The sequence below is a fragment of the Arcticibacterium sp. genome (assembly GCF_055134445.1).
In genome coordinates, this window is sequence record NZ_JBSRVI010000037.1 from 51,235 (window position 1) to 68,773 (window position 17,539).

Annotated in this window: 11 protein-coding genes; 10 read left to right on the plus strand and 1 reads right to left on the minus strand. The window is 37.0% G+C overall.

Annotated elements, in window-relative coordinates:
- Position 1 precedes the first annotated feature (1 nt).
- Positions 2-967 (plus strand): ThuA domain-containing protein, encoded by a 966-nt coding sequence (locus ACTBZY_RS05810; RefSeq protein ID WP_463045402.1) that lies wholly within the window; start codon positions 2-4, stop codon positions 965-967.
- A complete protein-coding gene (locus tag ACTBZY_RS05815) occupies positions 964-2,706 on the plus strand; it encodes a PQQ-dependent sugar dehydrogenase (RefSeq protein WP_463045403.1) in 1,743 nt (580 codons plus the stop codon). Before ACTBZY_RS05810 ends, ACTBZY_RS05815 begins: the two co-directional genes overlap by 4 nt.
- Positions 2,707-2,719: 13 nt before the next feature.
- On the opposite strand, the gene ACTBZY_RS05820 is transcribed toward ACTBZY_RS05815, so the two are convergent.
- The gene (locus ACTBZY_RS05820) at positions 2,720-3,733 is read right to left on the minus strand and encodes a LacI family DNA-binding transcriptional regulator (RefSeq protein WP_463045404.1); all 1,014 of its coding nucleotides are present in this window, start codon (positions 3,731-3,733) and stop codon (positions 2,720-2,722) included.
- A 346-nt stretch (positions 3,734-4,079) separates the two neighbouring features.
- Between ACTBZY_RS05820 and ACTBZY_RS05825 the strand changes: the two genes are divergently transcribed.
- The 8 genes from ACTBZY_RS05825 (at position 4,080) to ACTBZY_RS05860 (ending at position 17,521) form a co-directional block, all read left to right on the plus strand.
- Entirely contained in the window at positions 4,080-7,127 is a 3,048-nt protein-coding gene (locus ACTBZY_RS05825) for a SusC/RagA family TonB-linked outer membrane protein (RefSeq protein ID WP_463045405.1), read from the plus strand.
- A 13-nt stretch (positions 7,128-7,140) separates the two neighbouring features.
- The gene (locus ACTBZY_RS05830) at positions 7,141-8,676 is read left to right on the plus strand and encodes a RagB/SusD family nutrient uptake outer membrane protein (protein WP_463045406.1); all 1,536 of its coding nucleotides are present in this window, start codon (positions 7,141-7,143) and stop codon (positions 8,674-8,676) included.
- 156 nt (positions 8,677-8,832) lie between these two features.
- Positions 8,833-9,684 (plus strand): cupin domain-containing protein, encoded by an 852-nt coding sequence (locus ACTBZY_RS05835; RefSeq protein ID WP_463045407.1) that lies wholly within the window; start codon positions 8,833-8,835, stop codon positions 9,682-9,684.
- A 918-nt stretch (positions 9,685-10,602) separates the two neighbouring features.
- Positions 10,603-12,849: a chondroitinase-B domain-containing protein gene (locus ACTBZY_RS05840; RefSeq protein ID WP_463045408.1), complete on the plus strand. Its 2,247-nt coding sequence runs from the start codon at positions 10,603-10,605 to the stop codon at positions 12,847-12,849.
- Positions 12,846-15,068, plus strand: coding sequence for a heparinase II/III domain-containing protein (locus ACTBZY_RS05845; protein ID WP_463045409.1), 2,223 nt, complete (start codon positions 12,846-12,848; stop codon positions 15,066-15,068). The genes ACTBZY_RS05840 and ACTBZY_RS05845 overlap by 4 nt, the downstream gene beginning before the upstream one ends.
- A gap of 2 nt (positions 15,069-15,070) precedes the next feature.
- The gene (locus ACTBZY_RS05850; RefSeq protein ID WP_463045410.1) at positions 15,071-15,826 is read left to right on the plus strand and encodes an SDR family NAD(P)-dependent oxidoreductase; all 756 of its coding nucleotides are present in this window, start codon (positions 15,071-15,073) and stop codon (positions 15,824-15,826) included.
- 14 nt (positions 15,827-15,840) lie between these two features.
- A complete protein-coding gene (locus ACTBZY_RS05855; RefSeq protein ID WP_463045411.1) occupies positions 15,841-16,182 on the plus strand; it encodes a cupin domain-containing protein in 342 nt (113 codons plus the stop codon).
- Positions 16,183-16,228: 46 nt separating this feature from the next.
- Positions 16,229-17,521: an MFS transporter gene (locus ACTBZY_RS05860; RefSeq protein WP_463045412.1), complete on the plus strand. Its 1,293-nt coding sequence runs from the start codon at positions 16,229-16,231 to the stop codon at positions 17,519-17,521.
- Positions 17,522-17,539 lie beyond the last annotated feature (18 nt).

Here is a 17,539-nt window from a genome sequence, read left to right on the forward strand (position 1 = left end):
TATGTTTTCAAGAGTATTAAGTATTGCTGCGGCTGTATTCATAGGCTTTAGCTCATGTACCAGTTCAAAAGCTAAAACTGAGAAACCACCCCATATTGTTTTTGTAATAGGTGATGAAGAATACCGCTCAGAAGAATCTATGCCTATGTTGGCCAAAATCCTAAAAAGAGATCTAAACGCCAAAATAACGCTATGTTACTCCGTAGACAGTGCAGGCTTTGCTGACCCTAATCGCTTAGATCATATTCAGGGATTGGAAGCTTTAGAAACTGCAGATTTGATGGTGATGTTTACCAGGTTCAGAGCTTTGCCGAAAGATGAAGCCAAATACATTACAGATTATGCCGAATCTGGAAAACCAATGGTAGGTTTTAGAACAACCACTCATACTTTTATGTACAAAAATGATTCTACCATGATGCACCTCAACAACGAATGGCCAACCAAAGTTTTTGGTCAGCAATGGATAACCCATCACGGACATTTTGCCGATGGTCATGGAGAATTAACTTCTGTGAGTTTATTACCAAATGTTAAATCACCAATCTTAAATGGTGTAGAACCTTTTGACGCCTTTTCATGGCTTTACCATGTGGATGGCGGGGATTGGAAATTATCTGGTGACAGCAAACCGCTATTAGAAGGTCTTTCTTTAAAGTCAAATCATGAAGCCAAAGGAGAGCTAGACAAATTTCCATTAACTAATCCAGTGGCATGGACCAAAACCTACACAGGACAGAGTGGTACGCCTGCCAGAGTGTTTTTCACCACCTTAGGGCATCCTTATGATTTCAAAAAGGAGTCTATGAGAAAACTAGCTTTAAATGGTATCTACTGGGCTTTAGGAAAAGAAGCTGATATTCCAGAGAATGGAGCCAATGCTGAATTTGTAGATACTTATGAGCCGAATAATTCTGGTATGGGAAATAAATTTAAGCACGAATTAAAACCATTGGTAGTTGAATGATCAATCTTAAAGGCAAGAAAACCCTGAAAAAGGTGTGGTTTGTTGGTTTATCTTTTCTTTGCTTAGGCAGTTTTCAAAGTTGTAAGAATGCTACAAAGCAAATAAAGGATGGCAGTAATACAGCCACAGAAGCCTCCATAAATCTAGGAAGAAACGTTTTTGAAAGTAACTGTGCGGCGTGTCATAATTTTGAAAGAGATGGTATTGGACCTAATTTGGCTGGCTTAACAAGGCATCTTAGCTCCGAAGAGATTATGGACTTCATTTCTAATCCAAAGAAAGTTATTGACGCAGGAAATGCCAGAGCCGTTGACCTTCAGAAAAAATACAAAACCGTTATGCCCTCCTACGCTATGCTAGGAAAGGAAAAAATTTCAAGTTTAGTATCCTATATACATACCTATAAAGATGTACCAAAACCTGTTGATATCAATGAAGAGGGTATTTTGGAAGACCCCATTCCTCAGCAGATTGATAAGGCGGATTTTGTAGTTAATCTTAATTTCGCATTTCAGATACCGGCCTCTAACGATGAGATACCCAATACAAGAATAACAAAGCTGGAATCTCAACCAAATACGCATGATATTTTTGTTTTGGATATTAACGGTAAACTCTATCGTGTAAAAAACAATAAGCCAGAAGTGTACATGGACATGCAGGCATTAATGCCAAACTTTAAGCAAAAGTCGGGTTGGGCTACTGGTTTTGGAAGCTTTGCTTTTCATCCTGATTTCGAAAATAATGGTTTGCTTTATACCACGCATACAGAACCAAAATATACGGAAAAGGCAGACTACGCTTTACCAGAAGAATTATCGAGCCAACTGCAATGGATAGTTCAAGAATGGAAAACAGATGCTCCAGCAAGTGTTCCTTTTAAAGGTACGAACAGAGAATTGTTTAGAATAGACATGGCCACACAAGCTCATGGTATGCAAAACATTGACTTTAACCCTACGGCTAAAAAAGGCGACAAAGATTATGGAAACCTATATATAGGTATAGGCGATGGTGGTGCTGTAGAAAGGAAATCCCCTGAGGTAACCTCCGGAAAGCATTCTCCTTGGGGAAGTATTTTAAGGATAAACCCAATGGGAAATAATAGCGATAATGGATTGTATGGCATTCCATCTGACAATCCCTTTGTGAATATCACAGGAGAAAAGATAGCTAAAGAAGTTTACGCCAATGGTTTTAGAAACCCGCATCGTTTTACATGGACTAAATCGGGTAAAATGATTTCGGCCAATATAGGTCAACATAACATTGAATCGGTATATGTTGTTGAGCCCGGTGCTAACCATGGCTGGCCTAAGAGAGAAGGGTCTTTTGGTTTAAACCCGAAAGAGAGTGTTAGGAAAATATATAAACTCACCGAAGACGAAATGAAGGATGGTATCACCTACCCTACATTAGAATATGACCATGATGAAGGAAATGCCGTTTGTGGTGGTTTTGTCTATGCCGGCACAAACATTCCTTCTTTAACTGGAAAGTACATTTTTGGCGATATTTTAAAGGGCAGACTATTCTTTGCTGAAGAAAGTGAAATGAAGGCTGGAAAAGCCATTGATTTTAAAGAAATGAGAATTGCCCTGAAAGGAAAAGAGACTACGCTTTTAAAAATGACTAACTCCGGTCATGCCAAATTGAGATTGGGTCAAGATTATAATGGAGACATTTATTTGTTTTCCATGAATGATGGTAAAGTATACAAAATGATAGGAGAGAAATAATTCGATCTGAACATTAAAAAGTAGATGAGTCACGAATCTTCAATTCGGGTTGAAAAACCTCGGTTCGTGGCTCAAATTCTTCTTCAGAATTTAGTTGCTCTATAAAAAGTCGAGCTGCCATTTTACCCATTTCAAAAGCAGGCTGAGAAACACTTGAAATAGAAGGTGACAATAAACTCATGATAGGTTCATCATTAAAGCCTACCAAAGCAATATCTTCGGGCATTTTCAATCCTTTATCTTTTATGGCCATATATGCACCAAGTGCTAATCTATCACTAATGGCAAAAATGGCATCCGGAATTACTTTCGAACGCAATAGCTCCATAGTCTTAAGATAGGCATTGTCTTTCTCAAACTTCCCATGCACTATTAAGGACTCATCAACGCTCATGTTGGCCTCCTTTAATGCTTTTAAATAACCTTGCTCTCTAGAGTTACTTATTTGTAGGTTTTTCTCAGCACCTAAATATGCTATCCTTTTACAGCCTTGATTGATCAAATGCTTCACAGCTTTGTAAGCACCCAGTTCATTATCTAGCACCACTTTTGATGCTCTAATATCCGGTGTATCTCTATCAAAAAACACCACTGGTTTATTCCTTTTAAGAATCTTCCTTATATGATCTGTATTTTGAGTTTCGCTACTTAAAGAAACTATAAGCCCTTCTACCTGACTACTCATAATTCTTTGTGTATTGGCTAGTTCCCTTCCATAAGATTCATTGGATTGACTAATTACTACGGTGTATCCAGCCTCCATGGCCGCTTCATCAATCCCTTTAACCGCAGAAGCAAAGAAGTAATCCATGTTTGGAACGATAACCCCTATTAAACGTGAATTCTGATTCACGAGGCTAGTAGCGACCATATTGGGTTGATAATCTACCTCCTCTGCAAACTTCAATATACGCTCTTTCGTTTCAGGGTTTACTTCAGGCATATCTCTTAATGCTCTAGAAACGGTGGATATAGAAACGCCAAGTTCCTTGGCTATTAGTTTTATGGTTGGTGCCTTTCCTTTCATTTATGAATTCGTTTTAAACACATGTGAAATTGTATTTTTATCAGAAACCCACAAGGTTCCCATAATTTTTCAAAAACGCTCTAAATCACTCTTAACATTTTCAAAAACTAAATTAAGTTATAAAATTGTAGTTTACCAATAATTAAGTGTTAAATAAGAATAAAAATGCAAACGTTGCCGGAAACGTTTGCAGTCTATTTTTGTACTTTTATGTGTTTTTATTTCAGTATTCTCCTTGAAAACGTGCTTCAGGCTAGTAACTTTATATAAGAAACAGCATTAAATATTACTATTGAAACAATCTTAATATTGCATTATTCTTATATTCAAAACCTTAATTAACATTATGAATTCAAAACATGTACTTAACATGAGATGGCTCACAAAATCAATTTTAACCATAGGATTGGTTACAGCTTTGGCGTCATTTTCTTTTGCAGCAGACCGACAGGTGTCGGGTAAAGTAACTTCGGGTGAAGATAACATGGCACTTCCAGGTGTTAGCGTAACCGTAAAAGGAACAACAACGGGTACCATTACGGATATTGACGGAAACTACTCCTTAAATACGCCAGATAACGGAACCTTAGTGTTTAGCTTCATTGGCTATAAAAAAATGGAAGTGACCCTAGGAAGTCAAAGCAAAATTGACATCGTACTTATGGAAGACACTGGACTGTTAGAAGAAGTGGTGGTTGTTGGTTATGGCTCACAAAAAAAGAGCGACATCACGGGTTCCGTATCGTCCATTAAAGCAGAAGAAATAGACGCATTTCCATTGGCAAATGCAGAACAAGCCCTTCAAGGACGTGCAGCAGGTGTAGTGGTTCAGTCCAATAATGGTGGAGAGCCAGGTGCTCCTATTAGCATAAAAATCAGAGGTAACACTTCAATTAGTGCAAGCAGTACGCCGCTGATTGTTGTGGATGGTTTTGTGGGTGCCACAATGCCTCAACCTAACGATATAGCCTCTATAGAGGTTTTAAAAGATGCCTCTGCCACAGCAATATATGGGTCTAGAGGATCCAATGGTGTCGTTATGGTTACGACTAAAAAAGGTAAAAGTGGTAAATTGTCTGTTGAATTGAATTCAAACTATTCAGTTCAAAATACTGCCAATAGACTAGATCTACTAAATGCAGATGAATTTGCGGCTTATCAGCAATCCATTAATCCTAATTATGTTCAAGGTCCTGCAAATACAGATTGGCAAGATTTATTGTACAGAACTGGTAATACTCAAAACCATCAGTTTTCTTTCTCTGGCGGAAAAGATAATGTCAATTTTTATGCTTCAGCCAATTACTTTAAGCAGAATGGAGTAATTACGAATTCTGATTTTGAAAAAATAACTTTCTTGTCAAATATTGATTCACAAGTTACTGATAAACTGAAACTTGGATTTAATCTTTTTGGCAATAGGTCTGAAAAAGATGGTGTTCCTACACAATCAACCGGTGAAACTGCCAATGGTGGTGGTGACGATGTAATTTCCTTGATGTTTAGATTTATGCCTGATTTAGGTGTTAAAAATGCTAACGGTTTAAACTCAACTAACTCTATTGGTGATAACATTGATAATCCATATGCTGTTGCCACGGAAAGTGTAAACAATACTAAAAATGATCAGTATAGAGCCAACCTTTATGCCAATTATGATATTATTAAAAACCTTACTTTCAAGACTACCTTGGGCTTTAGTGCCTCAAACGAGACTTTTGGCCTTTTTAGACCATCTACATTAATTATTACTGCTGGTGGTGGTACCGGAGGAAAAGCAAGTATATCAAACTTTAGAAAAACCAACATACTGAATGAGAATTACTTAACTTATACTAGAGGTATAGGAAAAGGTAATTTAGCTCTTTTGGCCGGTTATTCTTATCAAAAAACGGCTACAGAAAGATTTGCCGCAGGTGCTTCCGGTTTTACTTCAGATAGCTTTTCTTTCTATAATTTGGCCGGAAGTTCAGTGACTACTGTACCTACTTCTTCTTTTACGGAACAAGAAATTCAATCTCAATTTGGAAGATTAAATTTTGATTATGATGATAAATATTTAGTTACTGCTACGGTAAGAAGAGACGGTGCATCCAACTTTGCTGCCAATAACAAATATGCCATCTTCCCTTCTGGTGCCTTAGGATGGAGAATATCCAATGAAGAGTTCTTGAAAAACAGTACAAGCATTTCTAACTTAAAACTTAGAGCTAGTTATGGTGTAACGGGTAACCAGGCCATTGATGCCTACCAATCTTTAGCAAAATTTGCGACTATTTTTACTGGAATTAATGGACAATCAGTGAATGCCATTGTGCCAGATCAATCGGCCAACCTTAATCTTAAATGGGAAACTTCTTACCAAACAAATATTGGTTTAGATTTAGGCCTTTTCAATAATAGAGTTGCTTTAGCATTAGATTATTATAACATTGACACCAAAGATCTTCTTTTAGCAGACCAAAGTCAGCCAGAATATCTTGGTTTTCAAACATTGGCTAGTATCAGAAACGTGGGAGAGATTAATAACAAGGGATTTGAAGTTACTTTAAATACCAGAAACGTTAATAAAGATGATTTCAGCTGGTCTACAGATTTAAACTGGTCTACCAATAAAAATAAGGTGGTATCCTTGATTAATGGCATAGATGTATTCTTAGATGCCTCTCCAGGATATTTTAGTGTTGCTCGTACTCACGTTTTAAGAGAAGGTGAAGCTGCAGGTGTTTTTTGGGGATATGAATATCAAGGCGTTTACCAAGGAGATAATTTACCCGCTGGAACAGCTACTTTCCAAGGTGCAAAAGCAGGTGACCCATTGTTTACAGATGTGGATGGTAGTGGTGTAATTACCACGGATGATCAAAAAGTAATAGGAAACCCGAACCCAAATTTCACAATGGGTCTTACAAACAATTTCTCTTATAAGAACTTTGACTTGAACATCTTTTTTCAAGGTGCTTACGGTGGAGATGTTTTTAACCTAACTAAAGTTCAGTTGTTAAATGGTGACTCTAACGCTCTTAGAGATGTCTTAGATTCTTGGACGCCAACAAATACAGACACCAATATACCTCGTGCAGTAGGAAATAGAGGAAGAGAAATTTCTTCACGTTTTGTAGAAAACGGTAGCTACACAAGATTGAAGAACGTTGCTTTGAGCTATAATTTTCCTTCCGCTTTTGCTCAAAAAATGCGTATGGAGAATATTAGGTTTTCTGTTAGTGCACAGAATTTGTTAACATTTACGAAATACTCAGGCCTTGATCCTGAAGTGAGTTATTTCGGTGCTGGCGGAGGAAATTCTTCTTCAGGCAATACAACTCAAGGGTTTGATTTCGGAAACTTCCCGACCGTTAAATCTGTAAATTTCAGCCTTAATTTAAAATTTTAAAATTATTACGAATATGAAAAATATTAAAATCTTATTCTTGTTGTTAGGGATAACCACAATGGGATGTTCGAAATTAGGAGAGGAGCCTGTTGGTTTACTAGCTCCAGAAAGCTTTTTTACATCTTTAGGTGATATACAGACTGCCGTAAATGGTGCTTATGGGCACATGGAACATCGTTTTTTTATGTCTCGAGAGATGTCTATGTCGCTTATGTTGCGAAGTGATATGGTAGATCTTAACAAGAATGTTACCAATGCTGAAAGAGTCCAGTTTAATGATGTATCTCTTCTAGCTGATAATGCAAACATTTCAAGTTATTGGCCAAAGGCTTATCAAATTATTGGTGCAGCGAATCAGGCTATTGCCGGAGCAGAATTAGTAAAAGCAGATGAAAGTGCAAAAAACAAAATTGTAGCCCAAGCTTATTTCGCGAGAGCATTTGTGTACTTTCATTTAGTAAGACAATTTGGAGCCATCCCTTACTTATCTAAGCCCGTAACAGATATACAAGCCGCCTCAACCATTAGCAAAACTTCAGCTGATGAAGTATATGCAAACATCATCGCAGATCTAATGTTTGCCAAACAATGGTTGCCAAATACGCAAGTTTCAAGAGCTATACCAGCTAAATCTGCCGCTAGTGCATTTTTGGCAGATGTGTATTTAACAATGGGAAATTATCAAATGGCCTATTCAGAAGCTAAAGAAGTTATCGCTAATGAAGCTACCTATAACTTAGGTTTAGAATCAGATTTCCAGAATTTGTTTGATGTGACAAAGATAGATGCTTCTAAAGAGCCATTATTTGTAATAGATTTTATTGGATTGTCAAATGGTGACCAAGGTAGAGATTATCAAGCAGCGTTTACAGGTATTAGAGCGGATGACCAATACGGTTATGGTGGCGGATGGTCTGTCTCTGTTCCTTCTTTAGGTGTGTATAAAGCTTGGAATGGTCAAGACTACAGAAAATCAGTTAGTTTAGATACTACAGGCGTTTTTAAAGGCAAGGTAGAACCATATACCAAATTCACAACCTTCTTCTCTGCCGGTGATAACCGCCCTCATATCGCAAAATTCACCCGCAAAGCAGGACCAGCAGCAGAAGGAAATGGTAGAACTACAAAAAGTAACTACATCATGATGCGTTATGCCGAAGTCTTGTTAATTGCTGCTGAAGCCTTAAATGAAATTACTCCAGGCTCTGCGGAGGCTGCAGCTTATGTAAACAGAGTTCGAGCCAGAGCCAGAGCTGGAGCAGCGGGAAGTACGCCTAGAAGTTTCCCTGCAGATGTTTCTGGTTTAGGCCAAGATGCTTTTAGAACTATGGTCTTAGAAGAACGTAAATGGGAACTGGCATTTGAGTTTAAAAGATGGTACGATATAGCTAGAAGAAAATTAGGTGACGGTCCAAATGGTGTTTTTAGTGCTTCTGGATTAGAAGGAGCTAAACCAAATTTTCAATCAAATAGAGATTACCTATTTCCATTACCTGCTAATGAATTAGTAAGAAATTCTAATTTGTTACCTCAAAACCCAGGTTACTAAATTTATTCATGGGTTGAATAATCAGTAATTCATTTTACTGAGATCTTTACTTCGAGTTGGGGTTTCAAATTACCATCAAAGGTAGTCTGAAGCCCCACTTGGAGATGGATCAAAATCACCTGATTAAAATTGACTTATAATGACATAATTTTCATTATGAGCAATAATACCAAGCAATTGAAATTAATGAAAATAAAAATCACTTTTATAGTTCTATTAACATCTTCTGTTCTGTGTAAGGCTCAAGAAATTCCAATAGAGCATTTATACACTAAATTATCGTCAGGGACAAAAGAGTATAGCAAAACAATACTAGAGAATGAAATTGGAGGAATCAAAGTCACACAAGTTTCTTTAACGGGAGATATCGTTAAAAAAGAGTTTCAAGATGATAATTACAGAGACATTTATATTTTCATAAAAGGATCAGGAAAAATCACAGCCAATAAGGAAAAATATGACATTGAACCAGAAACCATTCTAGTTCAAAACGCAATAAAACACATTACCATACATCCAGAAAAAAATGATACGCTTCTTTTTTTAAAGATATCAAGCTTACTAACTCAACAAGATAAGCTCGACTTGAAGGAGTTTCCAAAGATAAATACACAAGAAGTATATTTCAGGAAATTCACTGATTGCGAAGCCTATACGGAACCTATCAAAAGTCCTAATACGATAAGTAGGACTATTTTTCCAAATAAATATATACCAAGAATAGCTATGGGGACAGTTCAAACTTCGGGTCCCGACAAGGTTGACCCACACGAACACGCCATGTTAGAGCAATTGTTTCTTGGCCTTACCGATAATGATGTGGTGGTTTTTGCAGATGATGCCAAAGTAAACCTCCCAGCTTACTCTTTGCTTCATATTCCATTAGGTTCTAGCCATTCTGTAAAGGTGGATGAAGGGAAAAAAATGTATTATGTCTGGATGGATTTCTTTTTAGATAAAAAAGGAGAAGAATGGTTAAAAACGCATAACACCATTAAGAATCCTTAAACAAAAGGTATTTAATATTTGCTCGTATTTTAAATATCAGGTCAGTATTGATATTTTAAACTACCCCAATCCGATAAGGAATAATCATTTCTTTTTCGGATTGCTTTTTTTATAGGGTTATAAAAAAAAATCCCTCCCCTAAAATCCGAAGGATATATTAGAGCACCGGAAAAGAGGGTTTATATAAGGGCAAGAACTATTGTTAAAATCTAACAACATGAGTTGACCGAGAGCAATGTAAATGGCGACTTTTTCCTCATTTATTAGTGCTTGGGTGAATTTAAAAAAGCACTTAAAGTTGTAGGAAGCATTTTTCAAAACAAATGAGCTATCTCAAGAATTATTCTTTAAGCTTTCACAAACCGTAGACCTAAAATCACCTATTTATATCTCTTTTTAGTTTTATGATTGGCTCTTTCCCTTTCATTTAAAAAATTACAAAATTGTATTTTTATGAGAAATGCTTTGAAGTAATCAAATGTTAAATAAAAGCTCAAAATCTCACATCTATCTTGTGAAAATAAAATATACCTTAAAATTGGAGTTTACCAATAATTAATTAGTAAATAAATTCTAACAATACAAACGTTACCGGAAACGTTTTCATAAATATATTGTACTTTTACATGTTTTTATTTGAGTATTCTGGTTGATTTTCTTATTTCTATCCCTAATTTTATAATGTATTCAAGGGACAGCATAACTATATCCCTCTCTATTAAATAGTAATATTCTAATATTTAAACTTAACTATCGACGCTATGAAATTAAACTTTTTACAAAAAAATGGACGTTTAGTTAAGACATGCTATTATGGTAAAGTGGTTTATACTAAAGCTTGTTAACTCAAACCCTAGAATATTCATTAAATCGAAAGGAGCGAGATTCGTTTCACTCCATTTATCTAATCAACCCGCTATGAAAAAATTAATCATATTTCTCCTCTTCTTATCCTTAAAGTCATTCGGAGTAGAGAAACTTGTTTCTTCAAATGATGAGCTTAATAAAGCCATAAAAACGGCAAAGCCTGGAGACGTAATCATCATGACCAATGGAATATGGAATAATACTGAAATCCTTTTTGAAGCTACAGGTACTAAAGCAAGTCCTATAACGCTGAAAGCTCAAGAAAAAGGAAAAGTCACCATAGAGCAGTCTTCCAATTTGAGAATTTCTGGGGAATACCTGATTGTGGAAGGATTGGTATTCAAAAATGGCTTCTCTCCTACTTCGGAAGTTATTTCTTTCAAAAAGGATTCTAAAACGCTAGCCAATAACTGTAGACTTACAGAAGTAGTCATTGATAACTTTAACGGACCAGAAAGATATGATGGACAAGCTTGGGCAGTGCTTTACGGCAAAAACAACAGAATAGACCACTGCAGTTTTTTAAATAAAAGGTCACAAGGTGTAACCTTAACCGTAAGGTTAAACAGTCCTGAAAGCGTTGAAAACAACCATTTAATTGACCACAACTATTTTGGGCCACGTCAAAACCTGGGCTCAAATGGTGGTGAAACAATGAGAATTGGCACCAGTCACTTTTCTATGATGAATTCAAAATCTGTGGTAGCGTATAATTACTTCGACAGGTGTGATGGAGAGCAAGAAATCATCTCTAATAAATCAGGACAAAATACCTATAGATTTAACACCTTCTTTGAGTGTAAAGGCACTTTAACCATGCGTCACGGAAACGAAACTCACGTTGAAGGAAACGTTTTAATTGGTAATGGTGTAACCAACACTGGCGGAATTCGAGTTATCAATGAAAAACAAACCGTTATTAACAATTACCTAGAAGGTATTACAGGAAATAGATTTAAAGGAGCCATCACCGTCATGAATGGTGTTCCTAACTCTCCATTAAATAGATATGTTTCTGTAAAAGACTCTAAAATAATAAATAACACGCTCATAGACTGTGCACATATAGAACTCTGTGCGGGCAGCGATTCTGAAAGAAGTGAAACGCCTACTTCCACCACTATAGCCAACAATATTTTCTCTTCAAAATCTTCTGATATATTCGGCATTTTTGACGATATCTCTGGATTGAATTTTAGTAATAATGTGGTGTCTCCTGAGGTTAAAAAGCCTACAGAGGTAGGGTTTCAATCTAAAAAAATGACCTTTGAAAGAGCCGCTAATGGTCTCTTAGTTCCTAAAAACCTTCCTTCAAATTTGGGAGCAAATATTACTGAAGATTTTGCAAGTAGAGGCAACACAGGTGCTAAATGGTATAAGTCTGAAACGATAGACGTTCCCTTTAACTCTGGAAAATTGATAAAGGTAGCCGCTGGGCTTAACACGCTTCAAGAGGCCGTTGAAAAATCAAGTCCTGGCGATATTTTATTGCTAGATGCTTCTGCTCTGTACAACACTTCAAAAAGCATCTTCATACACCACCCATTAACCATAAAAAGCAATGGGAAGGAAAAAGCTAATCTGTTATTTGAGACTAAATACTTATTTAAAATAGAAAACGGTGGTAGCTTAAAATTAGAAGGTCTTTCTATAGATGGAGAAGAAGCTCCTGATGCCTCATTGAATGCTGTTATTGCTACCAGCAAGTATTCTATGAACAAAAACTACAAGCTTTTAGTAGACCACTGCGACTTCCGAAATCTGGATATCAATAATTATTTCAACGTGCTTTATGTAGCACCATCCACTTTTGCAGACAGTATTTCATTTAAGAATTCTACGTTTAGCGGTATCTCTGGAGACGTATTAGCCCTAAATAAAGAAACCGACGATATCGGTATTTACAATGCGGAGTCTGTAACTATAGAAAACTGCACATTCAAAGACATTAAAGGTTCTGCCATTAACATGTACCGCGGAGGCAGAGATGAAAGCACCACCGCAGGTATACTTGAGGTGAGCAATTCCATGTTTGAAAATGTGGGTAACACTAACTCGGAAGGAGCTTTAAACCTATATGGCGTTCAGGAGGTGGACATTAAAAACAGTGTCTTTAAAAATACGGGGGAATTTAACATCACACTTACCGTAGGAGAACCCAGCAATGTAATTCATGACTGCGTGATAGACAGAACTCAAAAGATAAATGTCATTGGAGAAGGATACTCAAGTTCCAATATATGGAATGACCAAAAAAATAAAATAGGTGATAACGGCAAAAAAATAGGTTTAAGATGATTAAAAATATCGTATACAGCATTTCGCTTGTCTTATTTCTAGGCAGTTGCACAGTACTTGGGCAAAATCATAAGCATATTATTATTAATAATGAGCAGCTCACTTTTATAAAAAAGAATTTAGGTAAGGCTCCCTTGTTTGACCAAACACTAGCTGAAACCAAGGCTAATCTTGATGCAGAAATCGCTGCAGGATTTGATGTGCCAGTACCTAAAGATTTAGCCGGCGGATATACCCACGAAACCCACCGAAAAAACTACCTCCTTATGGAGCAGGCAGGTTCCTTATATAGAATTACGGGAGACGAGAAATACGCCATGTTTATAAAACAGATGCTTTTTAAATATGCCGAACTTTTCCCCACCTTAGGCCTACACCCTTCTAAAAAGTCATATTCTAGAGGGAAACTTTTCTGGCAATGTCTTAATGACGCCAACTGGCTGGTAAGTGTAAGCCAAGCCTATGACAGTATATATGAATGGTTGAATAATGGAGATAGAAAACTAATTGAAGCACAACTTTTAAGACCTTATGCGGAGTTCCTTTCCACTGGAAACCCGCAGTTTTTTAACAGGATTCATAACCACAGCACTTGGGCTTGTGCCGCCGTTGGGCTTACTGGGCTTGCTATTGGTGATGAAAAACTTGTCCAAAACGCTCTATATGGTTTAGATGAAGACGGCTTAAGTGCTACCGCCCACGATAACGATGGAGCACTTATTAAATCTGACACACAAGGATTTTTGGCACAAATAGATGGTTTGTTCTCACCTGACGGCTTATATTCTGAAGGTCCTTATTATCACCGCTACGCCATATATCCATTTTTAGTTTTTGCGGTAGGTTTAGAAAACGTAAAACCTGAATTAGGGATTTTCAAATATCGTGATGGTTCCTTATTAAAATCTGTCAATACCTTATTGGGCGAGAGTAACCAAAAAGGAGACTTCTTCCCTCTAAATGATGCTCAAAAAGGCATGTCCATTTTTAATTCTTCCTTAATTTCAGCTGTTGACATCGCTTATTATTATGGAGGAAAAGATCCTAGCTTACTTTCTATTGCGAAAACTCAAAATGCCGTTAATTTGGATGCCACTGGAATGGCGGTAGGTTTAGACCTACCAAAAGCTAAACCAATGGTGAGAAAATCGATGGTTATAAAAGATGGTAAAGACGGAGATATGGGTGCTCTAGGCATTTTGAGATCCACCAAAGGAGAAGAACTCGTTTTCAAATTCGGTTCACAAGGAATGGGACACGGTCATTTTGATAAACTCTCCTACTCCTTTTATAATGATGGCTTTGAAGTTGTTCAAGATTACGGGATGGCACGATTTGTTAATATCGAACAAAAAGGTGGTGGTGGATACCTCAAAGAAAACAACACTTTTGCTAAACAAAGTATTGCTCATAATACATTGGTAATAAACGAAACATCACATTTTGGTGGCAATACAGACGTGGCCGAATTATATGCCCCATATCTAAATTTCAAAGATATTTCGAGTCCTAAGATTCAGGTTATTTCCGCTTCAGACACCAATGCTTATAAGGGCATAAAGATGACTAGAACACTGTTTATGATGGACGAATCGTTTTTTGGTAATGCGTTAACGATTGACTTATTCAAGGTCAATAGTGACAAGCCAAATCAATATGACCTACCTCTTTATTACCAAGGTCAATGGCTTTCTACCAACTTCGAATATCAAATTCCTACTGCTTTAGAAAAGTTAGGTTCGGCAAATGGCTATCAGCATATCTGGAAAGAAGCAGAAGCTATTTTAGATGGATCCAACATGCAATTTAGCTGGCTAAATCAAGGTCAATTTTATACTTACACGGCGGCAACACATAAAAATGATGAGTTTATAGCTGGGAGAGTGGGTGCCACAGATCCTAGTTTCAATTTAAGGAGAGACCCTCTTTTAATTCTAAGAAGAAAGAATGCGACCACTACTTCTTTTGCTAGTGTTACCGAAACGCACGGAGCTTATTCTCCAATAGATGAAAGAGCCATCGATCCTTATGGAAAGATAAGGTCTATTAGTGTAGAAATTGACAGCGAAAAATATACCGTCTTAAAAATAAAGACGGACGACAATGAAGGCATTCTGGCAATTGCCAATAAAGATTATAGTAGCAATCATGTAATCAACTATAATGGGTCCAATCTTCATTGGGAAGGGCCATTTTATTTCAATTTAACCGCAAAATAAGAATGACAAAATTAAAAAATAAGGTAGCTATTGTAACCGGAGGGGGAAGAGATATCGGAAAGATGACTTCCTTAAAATTAGCTTCTATGGGAGCTAAAGTGGTAGTGAATTACTTTGGAGGAAAAGATGCTGCAGAGCAAACTATGAAAGAAATTGAAGCGATAGGCGGTGAAGCCATATTGTTTCAAGGAGACATGACCAAACCAGATGAAGTAGACCAATTGGTAAAAGCGACTATAGCGGCTTTTGGTTCTGATATACATATTTTAGTCAATAACGCAGGTGGCTTAGTCGCTCGTAAAACACTTGCAGAAATGGACGAAGATTTCGTAAACACCGTTTTTAAATTAAATTTCAATACTGCCTTTTTATTAACCAAGGCAGTAGTACCGTATATGCCTCAAGGTTCTTCTATCATCAACTTTGCTTCACAAGCAGGAAGAGATGGAGGGGGAGCCGGTTCCGCCGCGTACTCATCTTCAAAAGGAGCAGTAATGACTTTCTCACGTGCTATGGCCAAAGAATTAGGACCACAAGGCATTAGAGTAAATTCCTTATGTCCTGGAATGATAGCGACAACTTTTCACGATACTTTCACTAAAGACGAAGTAAGAACTAAAGTTGCAGCAAGTACACCATTAAGAAGAGAAGGAAGACCAGAAGAAGTTGCTGATTTAGTAGCCTATTTAGCCACGGATGAATCTTCATTTATCACAGGAAATAACATAGACATAAACGGAGGATTAGCCTTTTCATAATAAACAAGAATAAAATGACAGAAAATTTGCAAAAAGCATTTGTTAAAGACAACTCCATGGAGTGGGAAGAATTAAACGACATGGTTAAAAGAAAAATCATGGCGTATGACGATAGTCTAATGATCGTAAAAGTACACTTCAAAAAAGGTGGAATTGGTCCTATTCATGATCATTTCCATAGCCAAACTTCTTATGTAGAAAGTGGGGTTTTTGATGTAACAATCGACAACGAAACTCAGCAATTAAAAACTGGTGACGTATTTTATATTAAACCCCATGCTCCCCATGGAGCGGTATGCATTGAAGAAGGCGTATTACTGGACTTTTTCTCACCCGTTAGAGAAGATTTTTTATAAACCTTCCCTAACTTATGAGATGCACTTATCCCTAAAATAGAAAAACATGAAAGTAAACGGATTACGCTGGTGGGTTATAGGCCTTATAGCATTTGCGACTGTAATTAATTACATCGACAGACAAACACTAAATGTGCTTTGGCCTGATATTGCAGATGACTTATATCCCGATAAAACCAGTGACGAAAGAAAAGAGATCTATTCTTATATTTCAATAATATTTGTATTCTCTTACGCTTTTGGTCAAGCCATATTTGGTAAAATATTTGATTGGATAGGAACTCGTTTAGGGTTTGCATTATCGATAGGGGTTTGGTCATTAGCTACCGCCCTTCATGCCTTAGCAACCTCTTTCGGAATATTCGCACTTTTTAGATCTATCTTAGGAATTGCAGAAGCAGGAAACTGGCCAGGAGCTGCCAAAGCCAATTCAGAGTGGTTTCCAACAAATGAAAGAGCATTTGCTCAAGGTTTGTTTAACTCAGGAGCGGCTATAGGAGGTATCATTTCTATACCAATGATTGCATTTCTTTCCATCTATTTTAGTTGGCAATATATTTTCATCCTTGTAGGATTAGTGGGTTTACTTTGGTTGGTGCCTTGGTTTGTTTTAGTAAAATCACCACCAGGAAAACACCCTTGGTTAACTGAAAGCGAGCGTGAATATATTTTAAGCGGACAGCTAAATCAAAGCGAAGAAACTGATGCTGACACCTATAATCCTGATACTAAAGAGTTATTAGGACATAAAGAAAGCTGGGGTGTGATTTTAGCTACTGCGGCCATTGACCCCATCTGGTGGTTATTTGTATTCTGGATACCGATTTATTTAAATGAGGTCTACGGAATGAACGTACAGGCCATTGGACTTTATGGATGGGTACCTTACGTTGGTGCCATGTTTGGTGCTTGGTTTGGTGGCTTACTAGCACAAAACAGACTTAAAAAAGGATGGACAGTGGATAAAACAAGAAAAATGGTCATCTCCTTGGGTTGTGTCATTATGCTCCCTGCTTTATTCGCAATGGCTAGCCCAGGTGGTCCAACAACGGCCGTATTAATAATGGCTGTTATACTATTTGGATTCCAAACGGCTATTGGTAATATACAAACATTACCTAGTGATATTTTCAACGGAAAAACAGTAGGAACATTATCAGGTTTTTCAGGTATGGCAGCCAAATTGGGTGCCGCAGGATTAACATACTTAGTTCCTTGGTTAACAAGTGGCGGAAATTACACTCCTGCCTTTATTATAGGTGCAGCATTAGCTGTAATAACCATGCTAAGTGTGTGGATTTTCATACCAAACATTAAACGATTAAAAAGAGCATTTTAATCAAAAAACAAACAAATT

What these genes read in the sequence shown, in the direction of transcription:
- ACTBZY_RS05810 (WP_463045402.1), top strand. Translation starts at nt 2, where the DNA reads ATGTTTTCAAGAGTATTAAGTATTGCTGCGGCTGTATTCATAGGCTTT.
- ACTBZY_RS05815 (WP_463045403.1), top strand. Translation starts at nt 964, where the DNA reads ATGATCAATCTTAAAGGCAAGAAAACCCTGAAAAAGGTGTGGTTTGTT.
- ACTBZY_RS05820 (WP_463045404.1), bottom strand. Translation starts at nt 3,733, where the DNA reads ATGAAAGGAAAGGCACCAACCATAAAACTAATAGCCAAGGAACTTGGC.
- ACTBZY_RS05825 (WP_463045405.1), top strand. Translation starts at nt 4,080, where the DNA reads ATGAATTCAAAACATGTACTTAACATGAGATGGCTCACAAAATCAATT.
- ACTBZY_RS05830 (WP_463045406.1), top strand. Translation starts at nt 7,141, where the DNA reads ATGAAAAATATTAAAATCTTATTCTTGTTGTTAGGGATAACCACAATG.
- ACTBZY_RS05835 (WP_463045407.1), top strand. Translation starts at nt 8,833, where the DNA reads ATGAGCAATAATACCAAGCAATTGAAATTAATGAAAATAAAAATCACT.
- ACTBZY_RS05840 (WP_463045408.1), top strand. Translation starts at nt 10,603, where the DNA reads ATGAAAAAATTAATCATATTTCTCCTCTTCTTATCCTTAAAGTCATTC.
- ACTBZY_RS05845 (WP_463045409.1), top strand. Translation starts at nt 12,846, where the DNA reads ATGATTAAAAATATCGTATACAGCATTTCGCTTGTCTTATTTCTAGGC.
- ACTBZY_RS05850 (WP_463045410.1), top strand. Translation starts at nt 15,071, where the DNA reads ATGACAAAATTAAAAAATAAGGTAGCTATTGTAACCGGAGGGGGAAGA.
- ACTBZY_RS05855 (WP_463045411.1), top strand. Translation starts at nt 15,841, where the DNA reads ATGACAGAAAATTTGCAAAAAGCATTTGTTAAAGACAACTCCATGGAG.
- ACTBZY_RS05860 (WP_463045412.1), top strand. Translation starts at nt 16,229, where the DNA reads ATGAAAGTAAACGGATTACGCTGGTGGGTTATAGGCCTTATAGCATTT.